Here is a 15804-nt window from a genome sequence, read left to right on the forward strand (position 1 = left end):
TCTCTATCCTATAAGAAATCGAGCGAAAAAGGAAGAGGTTGATGTACGAAACTAGCACACGCAAAGAAAAAATTAAATTATTTCTTCACATTCTTATTCCTATTCTAATTACCCAGGTTAGTATGTATGCGATGAACTTTTTTGATACCGTTATGTCTGGTAACGCAGGTGCAGATGAATTAGCTGGCGTTGCTATTGGTTCAAGCTTATGGGTTCCTATATCCACAGGGATTAACGGCATATTGATGGCACTATCACCGATTGTTGCGCAATTAGTTGGTGCTAAAAAGGAAGAAACTATTCCTGAGACCGTCCGCCAAGGAATATATCTCTCGATTGCTTTAGCATCGATTGTTGCCGTTATCGGTTACTTTTTAATTGATCCAATCTTAGGATACATGGAGTTAGAATCCCAAGTTCGTTATGTAGCAAAATATTATTTATTAACGATTGGCATTGGTATTATCCCTTTGTTCATTTTTAACTTGATCCGTTGCTATATTGATGCTCTCGGTCAAACGAGAATTTCGATGGCGATTCTTTTACTTACACTACCATTTAATATCGTTTTTAACTATGTATTAATCTTCGGTAAGCTAGGGTTTCCCGCACTAGGAGGAATTGGCGCTGGGCTTGCTTCAGCGCTCACTTATTGGATCGCCTGTGCCGTTGCTGTAGCAGTCGTCCACCGAATGCAGCCTTTTGCACGTCATGGAATATTACGTAATTGGCGCCCTCCATCACTTGCTGCTTGGTGGGAGCAATTAAGAATTGGGGTGCCAATCGGCAGTTCTATCTTTTTTGAGGTAAGTATTTTTTCTGCAGTTACGCTATTCATGAGTGTGTACAGTACGTATACGATTGCAGCCCATCAAGCAGCGATTAACTTTGCATCGTTATTGTATATGATTCCACTTAGTATTGCCACAGCTTTAACAATTACTGTCGGCTTTGAGGTTGGTGCCAAGCGCATCAATGATGCAAAGAGCTATTCCTATTTAGGGATTATTTCTGGGGTAGTTATTGCATTCATTGCTGGATTCATTTTGTATGCCTTCGATGATTGGATTGCTAAATTGTATAACAGCAATCCTGAAGTCATTGCGTTAACAAAATCGTTTATTTTCTACGCGATCTTTTTCCAATTAGCTGATGCATTTGGTGCACCGTTGCAAGGTATTTTACGAGGTTATAAAGACGTAAATATCACCTTTTGGATGTCGTTATTTTCCTATTGGATCATCGGATTGCCAAGCGGATGGCTTTTGGCCAATTTCACTGAATTAGGACCATATGGCTACTGGATTGGACTAATTATCGGACTAAGCGCTGGCGCAATTACGCTGTTTGGTAGGATGTTGTTTTTACAGAAAAAATTGATCACTAACTATTCACGCGTTCACTAACACACAAAGGTTCCAGTCAATCGACTGGAACCTTTTATTATCAATCAACTCAAATTAAGAACAATCAATCGTTCTTCTGTCATCTCTTGAATAGAATATTTTGGCCCTTCTTTACCATTCCCACTATTTTTAACACCACCGTAAGGCATTAAATCAACACGATATTGTGATGCATCATTGATCATTAAACCACCAACCTCAACATTGCGCGCTGCATAGAAAGCTGTATCTAAATTCGTAGTGAAAATGCCTCCTTGCAAGCCATATGGCGATTCATTCAGTTCCTTGATACATGCATCTAAATCTGTATAAGAAATCATGCTAACAATTGGAGCAAACACTTCTTCACATACGACTCGCATGTTCTTGTGCACGTTACTTAAAATTGTCGGCTGCAATAGTGCACCAATCCGTTCCCCACCATGTACGATTTTTGCACCGCCCTTGACAGCTTCGTTAATCCACTGCTCCGCTCGTTCTGCTTCTTTTTCTGCTATCATTGGACCAACGTCGGTTTTTGGATCATTGGGATCACCAACATGCAGTTGCTTCACATGCTCCACAAGTCGCTCTTGAAAGGTTTCGAATACATCCTCATGCACATACAAGCGTTGAACAGATATACATACTTGTCCGGCATAAGCAAAACTTTTTTGCGCAACATTTGCTGCAGCTTTTTCGATATCGGCCTCTTTATCGACAATTACTGGCGAGTTATTTCCTAGCTCAAGAATAAGCTTTTTTAAGCCTGTTTGTTGCTTTAATTTCAAACCAATCTCTGCACTTCCTGTAAAAGTGAACAAACTAATCCGCTCGTCCTGCATCATTTGATTTCCTACCGTTGACCCTGAGCCTACCAGCACATTAAATAAGCCTGCAGGCAAACCTGCTCGGTCAAAAAATTGTGCCAGTTTTATCGCAGAAATCGGGGTTGCGCTTGCCGGCTTTAACACTACTGCGTTTCCAGCGGCTAGTGCAGGTGCCACTTTGTGTGAAACGAGATTTAGTGGGAAGTTAAACGGACTAATTGCGCCAACAACACCGACTGGAACTCGAATGGTAAAAGCCATTCGGTTTTCTGATCCTGGCGCTGCTTCAACAGGAACACCTTCACCATGAATTCGTTTCGCTTCTTCAGCAGCTATTTCAAAAGTTTGCGCAGATCTCTCCACTTCATTTTCTGCTTGTTTAATCGGTTTACCTGCTTCTATCGAAATGCAATGTGCCATTTCCTCTTTGTTTTCAATTAACAACTCGCTTACCTTTTTCAGTACAAGGTAGCGATCATAAGGATTCATTGCTTTTTCCTTATAAGCTTTTTGTGCAGCTGTGACTGCTTGGTATACTTCAGTTTCCGATGCTTTAGAAACGGATGCAATGGGTTCTTGTGTATATTTATTTACAATTTCTAGCTTATCGTCTGTATTAATCCATTTGCCGTCAATATATAATTGATATTGTTGTTTCATTTCGTCTACCTCCAAAATCCAGCTTTTGGTTCTATATTCCACTTATGAAAATGTATAAACGTAAACACGATTTTTATGATTGAAATGAATTCGCTACTTTTACAAGCTCTTGTTTAGAAACCTGATGATGAGAGCCTTGGATTGTTGCATTGTCTGTCACCGTGCTTGGTCGATACGTCATTTTATAACTGATGCCATTGTCCACCCAGTACAACATTTGAGCATAAGAATTGCTAACATACTCCCCGTCAAGCTCTTCATTGATCGCTACAGTTTCTGATTGAACAGTAGACTGCTTAACAGCAGCATTGACGACCTGAATAGATAACATATCATTATCACTCGTGTAAAAGCTGACATCTAACGCCTCTTGCTCTGTTTCGATGTCGGTATAACGGTCAGAGATAAAGAAGTCAACTTCCATTGGTAAATAGCCTGGCACTCCAGGGTTAAATGACAGCCCGTCTATTGTTTGATTAATTTTCTTTTTATCGTAGCCGTAATAACCATCTGGTATAGACGCTGCACTTTGACATCCTACTACACTTACCATAACTAGAATTAGTAAGATTAGAAGTTTCTTTGATGTGAATTTCATTTTGGGCGTCCTCCTAGCCAGAAAAAAGTATACTACTAATATGACGCAATCACCCAATAAAATGTTTCAAGTTAAGAACATTTTTACTAATTAATTTCCAAAAGTATCAATTACACTAACAAATTGAATAAAAAAATAAACCCACTTAAATAAGTAGATTTATTTCTCAATGGTTTGTTTAAATCCGTAAACCGCACCAATTAGATTGGCATTTTGGCGGTATAAACAAGCATCTAAATTCGGAATAACTTTAGCAATTTTCATCTTATCAAGAATCACAGTTAATTTTTCTTTAATTTTGTCGATTAGTTCACTTCTCGCACTAATGCCCCCGCCAATTAATATAATTTCCGGGTCAAACATATACTGTAAATTGTAGATACCAGCAGCAAGCATATGATAAAATTCATCAATTGCTTGTATACAATCTTGATCTCCCTGGTCAGCTAAATCAAAAATTTGCTCCCCAGTTAAAGAGCTTTCTTCCACTTGTTTCGCTTTTGCAACTCTTGTAATAATTGATGCTGTAGCAGCAACGCTACTCCATGATTGTTCACCATATGGGTCTACTAACATGTAACCGAACTCTCCACCGTGAAGGTTGGCACCCTTGTGTAGCACACCATCCTTGATAACAGCTCCACCTATCCCTGTTCCTAATACAACGACAAGGACATCTTTTTTACCTTTAGCTGAACCATTCCACAATTCAGCGTATCCTGCACAATTTGCATCATTTTCTATATAAACAGGTAAATTTGTTTTGCCTTCAACCAGCTCTTTAATATTGGGACCATGTAAGTATGGAAGTGCGCTTGTACCATATATAATTCCCTTATCCGACACTGCTCCTGGTGCACTGATGGCAACCCCTGTTGCGGTTGAAAACTTTTGAGTAAGTTGTTTAATCGTTTCAATTAATGCTTCTAATGTTTCTGGTGTTTTGGTCTTTCCTTGTTCGATAATATTAGCATCTTCCCTTACTAGTCCATATTTAATAAATGTACCACCAATATCAATTGCCATATATTGTTTCACGTATAGTACCTCGATTCATATGTATTTAGGTGCTTCGTAAAATACCCATATAGCATCTATTATATCTATAAACTACTCATATGGTAAGTCTAAGCAAACATTTGTTTTCCGTTTACTTTAAAACAATCATTTTGTTAAGTTATTTAATGGGTAGCCACGCTAATACATCTTTAATCTTGCTATCCCAATATTTCCAGCTATGGTCTCCAGGACCAAAATCAGTAGTTAAAATAAATGACGTTTCGCTACAAGCATTTTTAAAATTAATGTTTCCTTCATATAAAAAATCTTCTGTACCACATGCTTGATAAAGTAATGGCTTTTGTTTATTAGATTGCGTAAACAAACGCAGCATTGCGATTAAATCATAGCCCGAACCACTAATATCTTGGTCACCAAATACGAGTGACAAAGGTTTCTTAATACTCCATGGGTTGTCATTTTCAGCCTCTGCTCTAACATCATTCACACGTGTTACCATATCTAATGCTCCCGATAAGCTTACAGCAGCTGCAAATTTTTCAGGAAAGTGTAGCGCCCATTTAAATGCACCATAACCACCCATTGATAAACCAGCTACAAAGTTGTCTTCTCTTTTTTCCGATAAAGAAAAAAACGATCTTGCTATCACTGGCAATTCTTCCGTCAAAAATGTCCAATACTTATTTCCATATTTCATGTCTGTGTAAAAGCTATGATCGACTTTCGGCATCACGACCGCGAGACCATAATCTTCTGCATATCTTTCAATTGAGGTGTGGCGCAACCACATCGAATCATCGTCACTATAGCCATGAAGCAGAAACAAGGTTGGATGCTTGTCTCTTGCTGATTGGTTAAACGTAGATTGTGGTAAAACAACTGTCATCGATGTGCTTAACATTAGCACCTCTGAAAAAAATTCGCAACGAATTAATGCCATTGCACAAACCTCCTAATATCTTTTATCTCTTATTATACTACTAGTGAACTGCGAAGCATATAAACTCAAAAAACCTCCATAACTGATACGAAACCAGTTACGGAGGTGATATATTATATTACTGCTTCGTCTGTTTGATTAGAAAAGAACTGCTTCATTGCATAAAACACGTCCGATTTTTTCCTTAGTACATAATATTTTAATTTTGGATCTTCTAATTGTCGGTATACCTGCATTAAAGTTGAATGGCGATTATACTGGTTTAATCATTAACCCTATACACGTTTACATACTTTCGTATAAAGATAATGCTACTTTGTTCAATTGCCCCTCCGTTTTTCTCTGATTTATCTATTCGACACAGATTTAATTTCTCCTACATGAAATACTTCAATAGGTAAATCTAATTCACTACAACATTTTTTAATTTTATCTATTCTAGATTCCATTTCCACTATCCATATCAATCTAGGGTAGTAACCATATTGTTTTTGAAATGCGCCCGTTTCTTTTAATGCAGCATATCGTTCCAACTTATTTACGTTGGCTTTCCACTTTTGTTTACGATCAATTTCTATAAACTTAATCTTGTCACCTTTTATAACAGCATCCGGAACGACAGATATATCTCCGATCTTTACCATTTCCTCTAAGCTATATTCGTTTTCATGAATAAGTGTCCAATTCCGCATTAACCTATGTTCTAGTAGCGACCATCCATGGAGGTAATTTACATCAAATATAGCCGCGCCGCGCTTTGATAACTTGAATATGCGACCTTTTGGGTTATCAATAAAAGATACATTACCAGAACTGTTTATCTCCCTCATAATGATATTGGTTCTTTTAATGCCTACACCTAATAGTTCTGCTATCATATCTCTACTTAGAACCTCCAGACGGGATAAACTCAATAATATTTTCTCCTTCTGATTCATCTCGCCAATCCGTCACGTCCTTTCTTTTGGTTCTGTACCAATTTTGCAACAAATGTTTCATCACACGATCACTAATCAATGGTACTTGCATTTCAAGGAGATTAGGACCATGAACAGCTACACAACGTCCTGGTATATCTTTTAAGTGAGCTGCATGTGTATTACCGTCGCCTAAAACAACTTCGGACGCTTTACCTGTCTGCAAACGAAAGCTCATTTTAGCATCTGAATTTTGCTTTATGTCTCTGGGGAGTGTTGTGCCGACTGGATACTGGGTGCAAAAAATAAGCCTCACACCTAGCCCTCCTGATACAGAACTAATATCCTCTAATATCGTTTGGCAAGCTAATTGTATTTTGTCATTTCTGGTCTTTGGTACTAATCGGTTCGCTTCATCGACGATAACAAATATACGTTTCTTTATATCGGTTTCTACAATGTTAGATAAATCGTTGTCGTGAAAATAGTCCATTACTTTGTCGTATCTGTCCTTCAATCCGTTTAACATTTTTAAGGCTTCTTCCGGCGTGCCAGCCACTTCTCTCACTTGTTCCAACTTTTCATATTTTCCGAATTCTAATTTACGCTTTAGATCAATGATATAAAACTCTACGTCATCTGGATTGCTCAATACAAGAGATGTCATTATAGATTTTAAACCAATAGTCTTACCGTATCTTGTAGTCCCACCCATTACCGTATGAGGAATCTTGTCAAAATCATGCCACACTAAACCTTTATACGTCATCCCAACTGGTATTTTCCATGTACCAGGCTTTAACTGAGGAATAAGTTTGGTGTATAGCCACTTAGTAGGCAATTGATCTTCATATACAAATACATGTAGCATTCCGCTTTTAAACTCTGTTTCAACGTCCTTATGCAATCCATCTTTAAAAATGCCGACATCGTTATTAAGCATTTCAATTTTTTTTGATGGGACACCTAAAGGAATCCGGAATACATATTCCATGCCGTTCGCAGTTTTTATTTTATCTTGCCGTATGAATCTACATGTTTTAATCGTTCCATCAGTAGCGCTTCTTCCGATAATTCCTGTATATTCAAAAATTTTCTGAATCTTCTTTCGATCCGACATATTACCGAAGCGAACGCCGCCCAAAAGCGAAGCTACAGCGAAAGCAACAAAAATAGATAGTTCTATAGGTAGAACCTCCCTCAAAAAATTAAATTTGAAAAACACCATCAAACACAACCTACACATAGCGCGAATGCTATTCTAGGACAAGTTCACCACTCAACCACTCGACCTAGAACACTAAAAATAGCTTGCCAATCTTGTAGATCATAAAGAATAGAACACCCGATACAGCCAGAAGGCCAGATACCCGAATAAATATTTCATCTAGATATATGATCTCCTTTTTAGCAGCAAACAATAAACCAAAAAGCAAGCTCACAATAAGCAACATAGATATGACGATCATAGCGATAACACCTCAGTAATCCATTGGATATAACTTTGTTGTTTGTTCAATTAATCTTCCAGCCAAAACTTTTAAATGATCCTCGGCATTTTCATCACTACTTAAATATTGAATTTCATGTGACATCTCAACTAGTTCATCATGGATCCGTTTCAACTCAACGCATATACGTTCAATTTCTAAGACAATAGCCTTATCTTCCAATTCCAGAACCCCCTATAAGAAATCGTCCCATATATCATTTGCCAGATCTTTGTATTCCTTCATGTGCGGTCTATCCATTCTGTCATCTACATCAAATCGTTCAATGTGGACCATGATTGATGCCTTTTGTTCTTTATTAGCTTGAGAGTATAAGTGTCTTAGTTCACTAGAATCGTGCAAATACGGTGTAATTTCTAATTGGTTATATACCCAATCAGCTTTTTTATTTCCTTTGGCAGCATTCACCCCTGTAAATATAGAATCAAGAAAACTCATGCCAGTTCAACCCCTTCGCGCGCTCTTTGGCATAATCATTCCCCCATGCTTTTTTCCATACTGGATCAGGATCAGTTATGCCTAAATCAAAATCTAATTCTGGCTTTCCGTTTCTCATTGTTCCAGCTCCACAACAAACCGTACAATTATCCATGAATACAGAAGGTTTACCAGCGCGTATTTGCATCACTTCTTCTTTGCCTGAACCGCCACACGCATGGCAATCATATGAAACCATTAGTTCACCTCTTTTACATACTCAGTTAACTTTGTATAGTAACCAGGAGAAATAACTTCAACATACCACTCCAGATAACAATCCCTGTTACAGTAAGCATCATCAACTATAAAAACCTCTCCATCTAATACCTTTTTGCACCATTCACAGCATATTTCCATGATTAATTAACCTCTCTCACTTCACCTTCTAGGTCCGCTATAAACAACTGTAATATTACTGATTCTTCCTCGGTCATGTTTTTTATCGCAGTTCGCAACCCTTCGCATATTAGGTTTATATGTTGTCTGAATACAAAAACCTTCGCTACCTCTTGAACGTTTTCTTCAATGAAACTGTCTATAAATTTATCAGCAAGCTTTGAAGCGATTGTTTTCATTTGCTCGTCATCTGGTTCTGCTTCTGTACACATCACTGCGAAATTCATCAATACACCAATTTCTTCTCGGGTCAATTCATTCATGATGATCTCCTCTTTTCTTATATAAATGAAGCGTAATCAGGTTTAATTTCTTGTTGCTTTACTGGGTTTGCCTTGGTTAAATAACACTCATAATTTTTTGTATTTATTTAGAATTTCCAAGGCAGACATTTGCTTTTGGGTATTCTCTTCCTTTTTAAATTCTAATTTGATACTTGATTTGTAACCTTCACGCGCCTCATTACCAAGTGAGAGCTTTTTCCCATCAAACGATTTTTCAATTTCCTTTAGTCGATTCTGATACCACTGCATTCCAGCAATAATCGTAGTTACTTTACCGGATTCGTTACGATAGTTACCCTGGTACACATAAAAAGGTTCAGTTTCAAATACTTCGAATATCTTCTTTTGGGAGATACTCCTCATTAACGATTCCTGACCGTCAAAAATAATGCCAGCACTAGTCAATTTCTCCTTCTCTGGAGAAACAAAGATAGATGATTCCCACGACTCTTGAATCCTCTTGGCCACACCCTCCTCAGTAACGTTGTTTTCTTGACCACTATTGAGCTGCGCCAGTTCCACTTTAGCAATTACGCCAACGCCAGGAGTTTTGAAGATTTCTCTTAGATCCGTTCTATCCAGAACACCTTCCTCAGAATGTCTAGATGTATATTGCTGCAACTCATAAAATATAGATACCAGCTCCTCGTTAACAGTTCTATATAAACTTTCTTTACCCACTTCTGTATAGCGTTTTTGGTTATCAACTGGGTAAATGGCAATGTTCAACTTAGACAGCTCTTCAGAGGCTTCAACTGTGTTGAATTGATTATGATATGGCTCCGAGTAACTTGGAAGAATCGGGCAACCTACTATCACTTTTTCAGGCATTTGATGCTGCAATAACTCGATTAACAATGGACCAATTCCTGAACCGGTACCACCACCAACAGCAAACGTAACAATAACAATTTCAATGCTCGGTGTAGAAAAATTATTTTCAAAAAACTTCTCAATCGCATCGATGTTATCAGGAAGCTTTGCGATCGCAACATCTCTTCTTTTTCCAACACCCTCAGTTCCCACTAATCTCAATTTACTTTCAATTGAATCCAGTTCCAGGTCATTTTTGGAATAATTAATAGCTACGGCCTTTATACCTTTTTTCCTAGCAAGATTAGCAATATTTCCTCCCGCTTGCCCGACACCTACGAATGCAAACATTATTCATCAGCTCCCTTTAATTTGTTTAATGCTAATTTTCCATATTGAGTGATGTAAACACTGTGTTCTTTACTCTCTTTTAGAACATGAATGGTTTTAGTCACTTCCAATCTGTACAAATATTTTTGAAATACAGCAATCGATAACTCACTTTTATCTAACAGTTTTTGTCTTGATATTGCCTTAAATGGTGCGTCTGCTTTTTCTAGAACTGCCAATATAGTTAGCTCTTGATAAGATAAGCTCGAGATAATGTTAGAAAGATAGGTTTCCATCGTAACTAGCCTCCCAATGATATTTTTGAAGATTTTTTAAGATATCAGATTAGTACCAAAAATCAAAGAAAATTTCTGTGTATTTTGGAAAAGTATAGTAAAGCATATGGGCTATAAATTTGTTTATGTCTGTCCTATCAAGAATTCTTGAATTATAATCCGATAAACACGGTTAATTTATAAAAAAGGAATTTTTATGTTTTTAATGAATATATATAATAAGTTTGAAAAAAAAGGGGTCTAACGATATGCTGGTGTCCAAAATAGGGAATATACGGAGATCAAAAGGATTACAACAAAATTATGTAGCAAAGCAAATTAAAGTATCTAAACAGTCATTAAGTGATTGGGAGCGCGGCGAAGTATATCCCAAAGCTAATCACCTATTTGATTTAGCAGATTTTTTTGAAGTTAAAGTGGATGATCTATATGAGAGGATTAAAGAATAATGGTGAACAGAAAAAGGGTTAGACACGTTCGCTGTCATCCAAAGAAAATCTTTTGGATCATAGGATTGGAAAAGGATTATTGGATTAGTAAGATAGAACAACTTATTCTAGCCAACGGTGATAAAATGTGAAATTAAAAGTTGATGAAGCGATAAAACGAAGTGGATTAAAGAAGGGTCATATAGCGAAAGAAATAGGGGTATCGGCAGACACGATGACAAATTGGGCAAAGAATAGAAGTATGATCCCACTGGATAAGGATGTTAGTTTATCTAAATTATTAGGGATCCGATTAAAAGATTTATACGATGACAAATAAAGTTAGAGGCAGCCAAAAGGCTGTCTTTTACTATTGATAATATTTAAACAGTCGCATATAATAAGAACAAACGTTCTTATTATATGAGGTGATAATATGGAGAAAGTGAATGATCGTGGTAATTTAAAATGGACACCATTTATGATGACAGAACATACGGAAATGTTGAATGAGTGGTATGAATCGGATAAAGATGTACAAAAGCCAATTATCAGTGAGGATAAGCTGGAAGACATGCAGCGAACAATTCAAGAGGCCATCGAACTTAAGAAGCAAGTGCAGGTGTTTTTCCATTCATCACATAGAATCCAACTCGTTGAAGGTATTATTGTTGGTCATGGAATGAATCGGTTGGAGATTGAGAGTGCGGATGGCATTGATTACTTGGTGCCAGATGAGATTGTAGATATATCCATGGAATAATTGACAGCTGTAATGATTCTCAAGAAAAAAGTAATGGCAACAGCGTAATTATCCTGTTGCCTAAATTCTAATCGGTTATTATATTTACAAGATCAATAATTTTCTGAGCGCCTTCATATAGATGATTAATGAATTTATCCATGTCATCCTCAGTGTTAACAGACTCTCCTAAGAAAATTGAATATATAATTGAAAAACTCTTTAGCAAATCAGATATTGCTAATGTATACATTTTATAATAATGAGTTAATTCACGATCCGATTTAATACTTTCTATAACTTGTTCAAAATCTTTTATGTCTTTACGAAGTAACTCTAAAGTTTTTTCAACTTCAGTAAACAATTGTTTACCCGTTTGTGATTTAAATCTATCCGGAAGATTAATGTCCACCTCCGGTTCTAAGTCATCCATAAATCCTTGCGCTAGATTTAATATCTCATTAACAGACATGGACAAATCTGGTAAACAATTTAAAAGCAATCTAATAATATCATCTTTCGATCTTACCTCGTCCATTCAGAGCGTGCCTCCTTCCCACAATTAGGGCAGAAATTATAGTATATAGGGAACACGGATTTACAATCATAACATCTCTTTCTATGCGTTTTTTTACAGTTACCGCATTTTAGCCCATCTGGTCTTAAAGGAACATGACACCCGTCACAACCATCTAATGCATATAAAAAATTAATTGCTTGTTTTACTAACTCTGCATATGTATCTGTCTTAAATTCTCCAACCTTCATTATCAATCTTGATTTATCTATCGAACGTGCCTGTTGACATAAGATATTAGCATTATTAATTTCGTCATTAAAGTGATGGCCTTGCTCTTCGAGTTTCCTTACGTTATGGTCAATTAATATAATATCATCCATATTATAAGGGATAATAAAAGGTGGAATAACTTTTGGAGTACGTGTCATTGGCACTACTAACACAACGGGCGACACACTATTCATAATATTATTTGACACAATAAAAACCGGTCTATATCCGTTTTGTTCGGATCCTTTAGCCGGTTTTAAATTAGCCCAATAAATATCTCCATGAGTGGGATTTTTAATTTTCGAACTCATCTTTATTAACCATCTCCCAAGAAATATCATCAGACTCACTTGATAAATCGGCAAATTTTTCAGAAAAATCTTTATCAATATCTGCTGTATCAATATACGCCTGAACCATATTATTATAAAACTCTTGATCCTTCTTCTTTTCCATTGCAACATCTTTCTGATAAGCAATCAGTTTAGCTATAGCTGCTTGAAAACCAACAGATGTGGCAGAAAGCTTTACCATCCATATTGGATTACGTCCTATTGCCAACCCCACATTAATCATCCTCCTTTTAAACATATTATCACACCCCCTTATGTTAACTGTCAATCATTTACGGAGAAGTTTTTATAAAGCTTATGCAAAGTAATTGCCAAATATTACGATGTTTAGACGTTGATATTTATATATTCCTTTTCTAGTTATTGTTTACACTATGTATTTTGCTTAGACTGTGATCAAACTAAACTCGCTTACCGATATATAAATGTAATCTATATTTTGTGAAAAGGACTCCATTTATGATGCCCGAACACTCCAAAATGCTGCATGATTGGAATGAATCGGAGAATGATGGACAGAAACCGGTTTTAAGCGAGGATAAATTGGAAGACATGCAGCGTACGATACAAGAGGCCATCGAATTTAAAAAGCAAGTGCATGTATTTTTTCATTCGTCCCATAGAATACAAATGGTAGAAGGGTTTATTATTGGTCATGGTATAAATCGGTTGGAGATTAAAAGTGAGGATGGTGTTGAGTATTTGGTATCAAATGAGATTGTGGATATTTCATTAATTCAAAAAAGCCCGGTAAGGGCTTAATTAACTGTCTGGTAGTACTCTATAGGGCAATAATTATAACCATTTAGGTAATCTGGTTGATTGAAATTGTCATCTGGATGGATAAGATGGTGATAATCAACGAAAACAGGTGTTAGGTAGTTATTTGTATAATCGTAAATTGCAATTAATCTAATATTCTGCGAAACTCCAAACTGCCATAACTGAGGACCAGATACTTTATCGCCTGTTAAGTTTTGTCCATGAATCTCTTCTAAAATTTTTTTGGATAAATCGAGTTTTTCCTCATCAACCGGATGACAATGCCGCCAACCTTGTGTCCCAGCCTGTCTAATCATATCATTACCGTTCTTTTGAATTAAGGGGATAACTTTATGAAAAAGTTCAGTAATATAATCTATAAACATATCTTTATCTTTAAGTTTATTAGTATAGCTATCTCTAGTGATGGAAACCCCCTTTAGCCAATTCTCTTTAGACAAATCAAATGTTAAAGGGGAATTGGATTCGATTGGTTTGTTCCCCTTTACATTTTTCGAAACATTACCCTTGTTCCCTTTTTTCATTCGCTTTCCCATTACTCTACATGCTCCACATTTTGAATATAGTAATTGAATATTTCTTCATCCGAGATTGGACGAGTACATCTCTCAATTGGGCTGCAATCGCCTCTTGCAACTATCCACGGATCCTCTTGATGAGTAATACTTTCTAGCTGATTACCAGTATAACTACCATACTCATCCCATACCTGCTCTAAAATATCTTCTATTTCCGAAGATAAAACAGGCTGATAACTTTCATTTTTTTCAATATCAAGAAATCCATAATCTCTGTACTTTCCATAGACACTTGGAATTACAGGACCATGTACCCAAGCTTCAATTCGTTCATCGAACAACCTTACTTGAAGGTTATCATTATTTTCATTTTCAAGTGTTAATGTCCATGAATATGCATAATAAAGGAGCTTTTGAAGCTTTTTAGGTGACATGGAATCTTTCGATAGGAACCAATCGATCACATCTTGTACATTATACATGCGGTCACCTTCCTTCTAAATTTTCTGACAATTAATTAATCATTAGACCAAGTATAGTACAAACTGTTAACTTTATAAACAGATTTATGTTACATTTTTCAAGTTATACGTCATTATTTGTTTATTAACCCCTATAGTTAATGGAATTCTGTTGACTTATTAGTTTGTTAATTAGAGAATTAACTAGAAATAAATAATTAAGTGGAGAGGTTGATAATATTGGAATATTGGTTAATAATCAGTAACTTTTCATTAGCACTCGCAACTTTTATAGCTGCAATTTCCTCCCTCGTCCTAGCTTTTAAAAAGGATAAACCAAGAGGTGAAGTAATGGTTAATTCCCGTAGTGGAAATGGCATAGTATACATAAAGTTTCGTAACAGAGGAAGAACTAACATTTATATAGATGAGATATATGATTTTTTTGATGGAATTAAATATTTTAAATTTCCAACAAGCCACCTAAACTTCCCAATAAAAGTTGAACAAGGTGAGTCTGTTTTATTCGAATTCTGGGAGTCTGACCTTGAGGACCATTGTAAAGATGGAGTTAATAGAATTTTTTTCAGAGAGGGCACTGGGAAGAAATTCAAACTTAAATATAAAGATCACAAAAAAACTCGACAAAATTAAAATAAGCCCCCGCCGAATAATTCGAGGCTTTTAAACTATGTAAACCCCCACCATAGGCAGGGGCCCCAAGTGTTCATGGATTGCTCACCCATGTACACTTTAAATTATTACATATATTTTCCATATTGGCAATTGTTAATTTGTTCACTTCTTATGCTTCAATATTTCTCGACAACTAGGAGCGGGTTGCAATTAATATTTTTACTTAGTCTAAAACCGTTTAAAACAGACTACTCTAGACTAGACTAACATAGTCTAATCTAGACTAATCTAGACGGTTTTTTTATTTTATAAATAGCTGAAATGGATAATGAAACGGATAATTGTTGGATAATAATTATCCAACAATTATCCGAGTTTTTCTCCAAGTAAAGCCTTGATAAATATTGTTATATCAACGATTGATGCAGTTTAAAATCAAGATTTTATAAACCATTCAATTCTGTTGCTAATTTGTACCCTGTACAGAAATTCATAAGGTTTTAAGTGTATAGTTAGAGCGACATTTTAAAAACCTTTCGATAATAATTTCTAATCCTTATTTGTAAGGTTAATAGTAATAAAATCTAAAATCAAACTCAATTCTTTCACATTCATATTTTTATCGTAAACTAT

Annotated in this window: 25 protein-coding genes; 6 read left to right on the forward strand and 19 right to left on the reverse strand. The window is 36.1% G+C overall.

The genetic code is table 11. The features are described from left to right. Positions 1–41: 41 nt before the first annotated feature. The gene (locus ACI6MV_RS12140; RefSeq protein WP_407270570.1) at positions 42–1406 is read left to right on the forward strand and encodes an MATE family efflux transporter; all 1365 of its coding nucleotides are present in this window, start codon (positions 42–44) and stop codon (positions 1404–1406) included. 44 nt (positions 1407–1450) lie between these two features. Here the strand turns inward: ACI6MV_RS12140 and ACI6MV_RS12145 are convergent, their stop codons facing one another. The 14 genes from ACI6MV_RS12145 to ACI6MV_RS12210 form a co-directional block, all read right to left on the reverse strand. Beyond that, positions 1451–2875: an aldehyde dehydrogenase family protein gene (locus ACI6MV_RS12145; RefSeq protein WP_407270571.1), complete on the reverse strand. Its 1425-nt coding sequence runs from the start codon at positions 2873–2875 to the stop codon at positions 1451–1453. Between the two features lie 73 nt (positions 2876–2948). Continuing rightward, positions 2949–3473 (reverse strand): hypothetical protein, encoded by a 525-nt coding sequence (locus ACI6MV_RS12150; protein WP_407270572.1) that lies wholly within the window; start codon positions 3471–3473, stop codon positions 2949–2951. A gap of 159 nt (positions 3474–3632) precedes the next feature. Then, positions 3633–4511, reverse strand: coding sequence for an ROK family protein (locus tag ACI6MV_RS12155; RefSeq protein WP_407270573.1), 879 nt, complete (start codon positions 4509–4511; stop codon positions 3633–3635). 139 nt (positions 4512–4650) lie between these two features. Further along, positions 4651–5433, reverse strand: coding sequence for an alpha/beta hydrolase (locus ACI6MV_RS12160; RefSeq protein ID WP_407270574.1), 783 nt, complete (start codon positions 5431–5433; stop codon positions 4651–4653). 347 nt (positions 5434–5780) lie between these two features. After that, positions 5781–6347, reverse strand: coding sequence for a replication-relaxation family protein (locus ACI6MV_RS12165; protein WP_407270575.1), 567 nt, complete (start codon positions 6345–6347; stop codon positions 5781–5783). Then, the gene (locus ACI6MV_RS12170; protein ID WP_407270576.1) at positions 6316–7470 is read right to left on the reverse strand and encodes an FtsK/SpoIIIE domain-containing protein; all 1155 of its coding nucleotides are present in this window, start codon (positions 7468–7470) and stop codon (positions 6316–6318) included. Before ACI6MV_RS12170 ends, ACI6MV_RS12165 begins: the two co-directional genes overlap by 32 nt. Before the next feature lie 172 nt (positions 7471–7642). Then, complete coding sequence (locus ACI6MV_RS12175) at positions 7643–7819, reverse strand: hypothetical protein (protein ID WP_407270577.1); 177 nt, start codon at positions 7817–7819, stop codon at positions 7643–7645. 12 nt (positions 7820–7831) lie between these two features. Then, positions 7832–8023 carry a hypothetical protein gene (locus ACI6MV_RS12180; protein ID WP_407270578.1) on the reverse strand — a complete coding sequence of 64 codons (192 nt, stop codon included), beginning with the start codon at positions 8021–8023 and terminating at the stop codon, positions 7832–7834. A 12-nt stretch (positions 8024–8035) separates the two neighbouring features. After that, entirely contained in the window at positions 8036–8299 is a 264-nt protein-coding gene (locus ACI6MV_RS12185) for a hypothetical protein (RefSeq protein WP_407270579.1), read from the reverse strand. Next, positions 8286–8537: a hypothetical protein gene (locus ACI6MV_RS12190; RefSeq protein ID WP_407270580.1), complete on the reverse strand. Its 252-nt coding sequence runs from the start codon at positions 8535–8537 to the stop codon at positions 8286–8288. Before ACI6MV_RS12190 ends, ACI6MV_RS12185 begins: the two co-directional genes overlap by 14 nt. Next, positions 8537–8698, reverse strand: a complete 162-nt coding sequence (locus ACI6MV_RS12195; RefSeq protein WP_407270581.1) for a hypothetical protein — start codon at positions 8696–8698, stop codon at positions 8537–8539. The genes ACI6MV_RS12190 and ACI6MV_RS12195 overlap by 1 nt, the downstream gene beginning before the upstream one ends. 2 nt (positions 8699–8700) lie before the next feature. Beyond that, positions 8701–9000, reverse strand: a complete 300-nt coding sequence (locus ACI6MV_RS12200) for a hypothetical protein (RefSeq protein WP_407270582.1) — start codon at positions 8998–9000, stop codon at positions 8701–8703. Between the two features lie 87 nt (positions 9001–9087). Beyond that, positions 9088–10185: an FtsZ/tubulin family protein gene (locus ACI6MV_RS12205; protein WP_407270583.1), complete on the reverse strand. Its 1098-nt coding sequence runs from the start codon at positions 10183–10185 to the stop codon at positions 9088–9090. Continuing rightward, entirely contained in the window at positions 10185–10460 is a 276-nt protein-coding gene (locus tag ACI6MV_RS12210) for a hypothetical protein (RefSeq protein WP_407270584.1), read from the reverse strand. The genes ACI6MV_RS12205 and ACI6MV_RS12210 overlap by 1 nt, the downstream gene beginning before the upstream one ends. A gap of 248 nt (positions 10461–10708) precedes the next feature. On the opposite strand from ACI6MV_RS12210, the gene ACI6MV_RS12215 reads away from it, so the two are divergent. From ACI6MV_RS12215 to ACI6MV_RS12225, 3 genes are all read left to right on the forward strand, one after another. Further along, complete coding sequence (locus tag ACI6MV_RS12215) at positions 10709–10909, forward strand: helix-turn-helix domain-containing protein (RefSeq protein WP_407270585.1); 201 nt, start codon at positions 10709–10711, stop codon at positions 10907–10909. A gap of 127 nt (positions 10910–11036) precedes the next feature. Then, entirely contained in the window at positions 11037–11228 is a 192-nt protein-coding gene (locus ACI6MV_RS12220; RefSeq protein ID WP_407270586.1) for a helix-turn-helix domain-containing protein, read from the forward strand. 96 nt (positions 11229–11324) lie between these two features. Then, complete coding sequence (locus tag ACI6MV_RS12225) at positions 11325–11651, forward strand: YolD-like family protein (RefSeq protein ID WP_407270587.1); 327 nt, start codon at positions 11325–11327, stop codon at positions 11649–11651. Positions 11652–11718: 67 nt separating this feature from the next. On the opposite strand, the gene ACI6MV_RS12230 is transcribed toward ACI6MV_RS12225, so the two are convergent. The 3 genes from ACI6MV_RS12230 to ACI6MV_RS12240 are packed head-to-tail and all read right to left on the reverse strand — an operon-like array spanning position 11719 to position 12987. Next, positions 11719–12168 carry a hypothetical protein gene (locus ACI6MV_RS12230; RefSeq protein ID WP_407270588.1) on the reverse strand — a complete coding sequence of 150 codons (450 nt, stop codon included), beginning with the start codon at positions 12166–12168 and terminating at the stop codon, positions 11719–11721. Then, a complete protein-coding gene (locus tag ACI6MV_RS12235; protein WP_407270589.1) occupies positions 12156–12731 on the reverse strand; it encodes a type II toxin-antitoxin system PemK/MazF family toxin in 576 nt (191 codons plus the stop codon). Before ACI6MV_RS12235 ends, ACI6MV_RS12230 begins: the two co-directional genes overlap by 13 nt. Then, a complete protein-coding gene (locus ACI6MV_RS12240) occupies positions 12715–12987 on the reverse strand; it encodes a hypothetical protein (protein WP_407270590.1) in 273 nt (90 codons plus the stop codon). The genes ACI6MV_RS12235 and ACI6MV_RS12240 overlap by 17 nt, the downstream gene beginning before the upstream one ends. Before the next feature lie 248 nt (positions 12988–13235). Between ACI6MV_RS12240 and ACI6MV_RS12245 the strand changes: the two genes are divergently transcribed. After that, a complete protein-coding gene (locus tag ACI6MV_RS12245; RefSeq protein ID WP_407270604.1) occupies positions 13236–13535 on the forward strand; it encodes a YolD-like family protein in 300 nt (99 codons plus the stop codon). Here ACI6MV_RS12245 and ACI6MV_RS12250 read toward each other — a convergent pair. Both ACI6MV_RS12250 and ACI6MV_RS12255 read right to left on the reverse strand, forming a co-directional pair. Next, positions 13532–14092: a hypothetical protein gene (locus ACI6MV_RS12250; RefSeq protein ID WP_407270591.1), complete on the reverse strand. Its 561-nt coding sequence runs from the start codon at positions 14090–14092 to the stop codon at positions 13532–13534. The two genes, ACI6MV_RS12245 and ACI6MV_RS12250, sit on opposite strands and share 4 nt — an antisense overlap. Next, the gene (locus ACI6MV_RS12255) at positions 14092–14556 is read right to left on the reverse strand and encodes a Panacea domain-containing protein (RefSeq protein ID WP_407270592.1); all 465 of its coding nucleotides are present in this window, start codon (positions 14554–14556) and stop codon (positions 14092–14094) included. Before ACI6MV_RS12255 ends, ACI6MV_RS12250 begins: the two co-directional genes overlap by 1 nt. Positions 14557–14775: 219 nt before the next feature. Between ACI6MV_RS12255 and ACI6MV_RS12260 the strand changes: the two genes are divergently transcribed. Then, positions 14776–15189 carry a hypothetical protein gene (locus tag ACI6MV_RS12260; protein WP_407270593.1) on the forward strand — a complete coding sequence of 138 codons (414 nt, stop codon included), beginning with the start codon at positions 14776–14778 and terminating at the stop codon, positions 15187–15189. Positions 15190–15804 lie beyond the last annotated feature (615 nt).

It is taken from the genome of Radiobacillus sp. PE A8.2 (assembly GCF_045635475.1).
In the GTDB taxonomy this organism is placed as follows: Bacteria; Bacillota; Bacilli; order Bacillales; family Amphibacillaceae; genus JBJGXI01.

Bases quoted from the DNA above. Each gene is read 5' to 3' on its own strand.
- ACI6MV_RS12195 (WP_407270581.1), bottom strand. From the start codon at position 8,698: ATGGAAATATGCTGTGAATGGTGCAAAAAGGTATTAGATGGAGAGGTT.
- ACI6MV_RS12140 (WP_407270570.1), top strand. From the start codon at position 42: ATGTACGAAACTAGCACACGCAAAGAAAAAATTAAATTATTTCTTCAC.
- ACI6MV_RS12175 (WP_407270577.1), bottom strand. From the start codon at position 7,819: ATGATCGTCATATCTATGTTGCTTATTGTGAGCTTGCTTTTTGGTTTA.
- ACI6MV_RS12245 (WP_407270604.1), top strand. From the start codon at position 13,236: ATGCCCGAACACTCCAAAATGCTGCATGATTGGAATGAATCGGAGAAT.
- ACI6MV_RS12185 (WP_407270579.1), bottom strand. From the start codon at position 8,299: ATGAGTTTTCTTGATTCTATATTTACAGGGGTGAATGCTGCCAAAGGA.
- ACI6MV_RS12250 (WP_407270591.1), bottom strand. From the start codon at position 14,092: ATGGGAAAGCGAATGAAAAAAGGGAACAAGGGTAATGTTTCGAAAAAT.
- ACI6MV_RS12210 (WP_407270584.1), bottom strand. From the start codon at position 10,460: ATGGAAACCTATCTTTCTAACATTATCTCGAGCTTATCTTATCAAGAG.
- ACI6MV_RS12170 (WP_407270576.1), bottom strand. From the start codon at position 7,470: ATGTCGGATCGAAAGAAGATTCAGAAAATTTTTGAATATACAGGAATT.
- ACI6MV_RS12205 (WP_407270583.1), bottom strand. From the start codon at position 10,185: ATGTTTGCATTCGTAGGTGTCGGGCAAGCGGGAGGAAATATTGCTAAT.
- ACI6MV_RS12200 (WP_407270582.1), bottom strand. From the start codon at position 9,000: ATGAATGAATTGACCCGAGAAGAAATTGGTGTATTGATGAATTTCGCA.
- ACI6MV_RS12215 (WP_407270585.1), top strand. From the start codon at position 10,709: ATGCTGGTGTCCAAAATAGGGAATATACGGAGATCAAAAGGATTACAA.
- ACI6MV_RS12160 (WP_407270574.1), bottom strand. From the start codon at position 5,433: ATGGCATTAATTCGTTGCGAATTTTTTTCAGAGGTGCTAATGTTAAGC.
- ACI6MV_RS12225 (WP_407270587.1), top strand. From the start codon at position 11,325: ATGGAGAAAGTGAATGATCGTGGTAATTTAAAATGGACACCATTTATG.
- ACI6MV_RS12145 (WP_407270571.1), bottom strand. From the start codon at position 2,875: ATGAAACAACAATATCAATTATATATTGACGGCAAATGGATTAATACA.
- ACI6MV_RS12255 (WP_407270592.1), bottom strand. From the start codon at position 14,556: ATGTATAATGTACAAGATGTGATCGATTGGTTCCTATCGAAAGATTCC.
- ACI6MV_RS12230 (WP_407270588.1), bottom strand. From the start codon at position 12,168: ATGGACGAGGTAAGATCGAAAGATGATATTATTAGATTGCTTTTAAAT.
- ACI6MV_RS12235 (WP_407270589.1), bottom strand. From the start codon at position 12,731: ATGAGTTCGAAAATTAAAAATCCCACTCATGGAGATATTTATTGGGCT.
- ACI6MV_RS12190 (WP_407270580.1), bottom strand. From the start codon at position 8,537: ATGGTTTCATATGATTGCCATGCGTGTGGCGGTTCAGGCAAAGAAGAA.
- ACI6MV_RS12150 (WP_407270572.1), bottom strand. From the start codon at position 3,473: ATGAAATTCACATCAAAGAAACTTCTAATCTTACTAATTCTAGTTATG.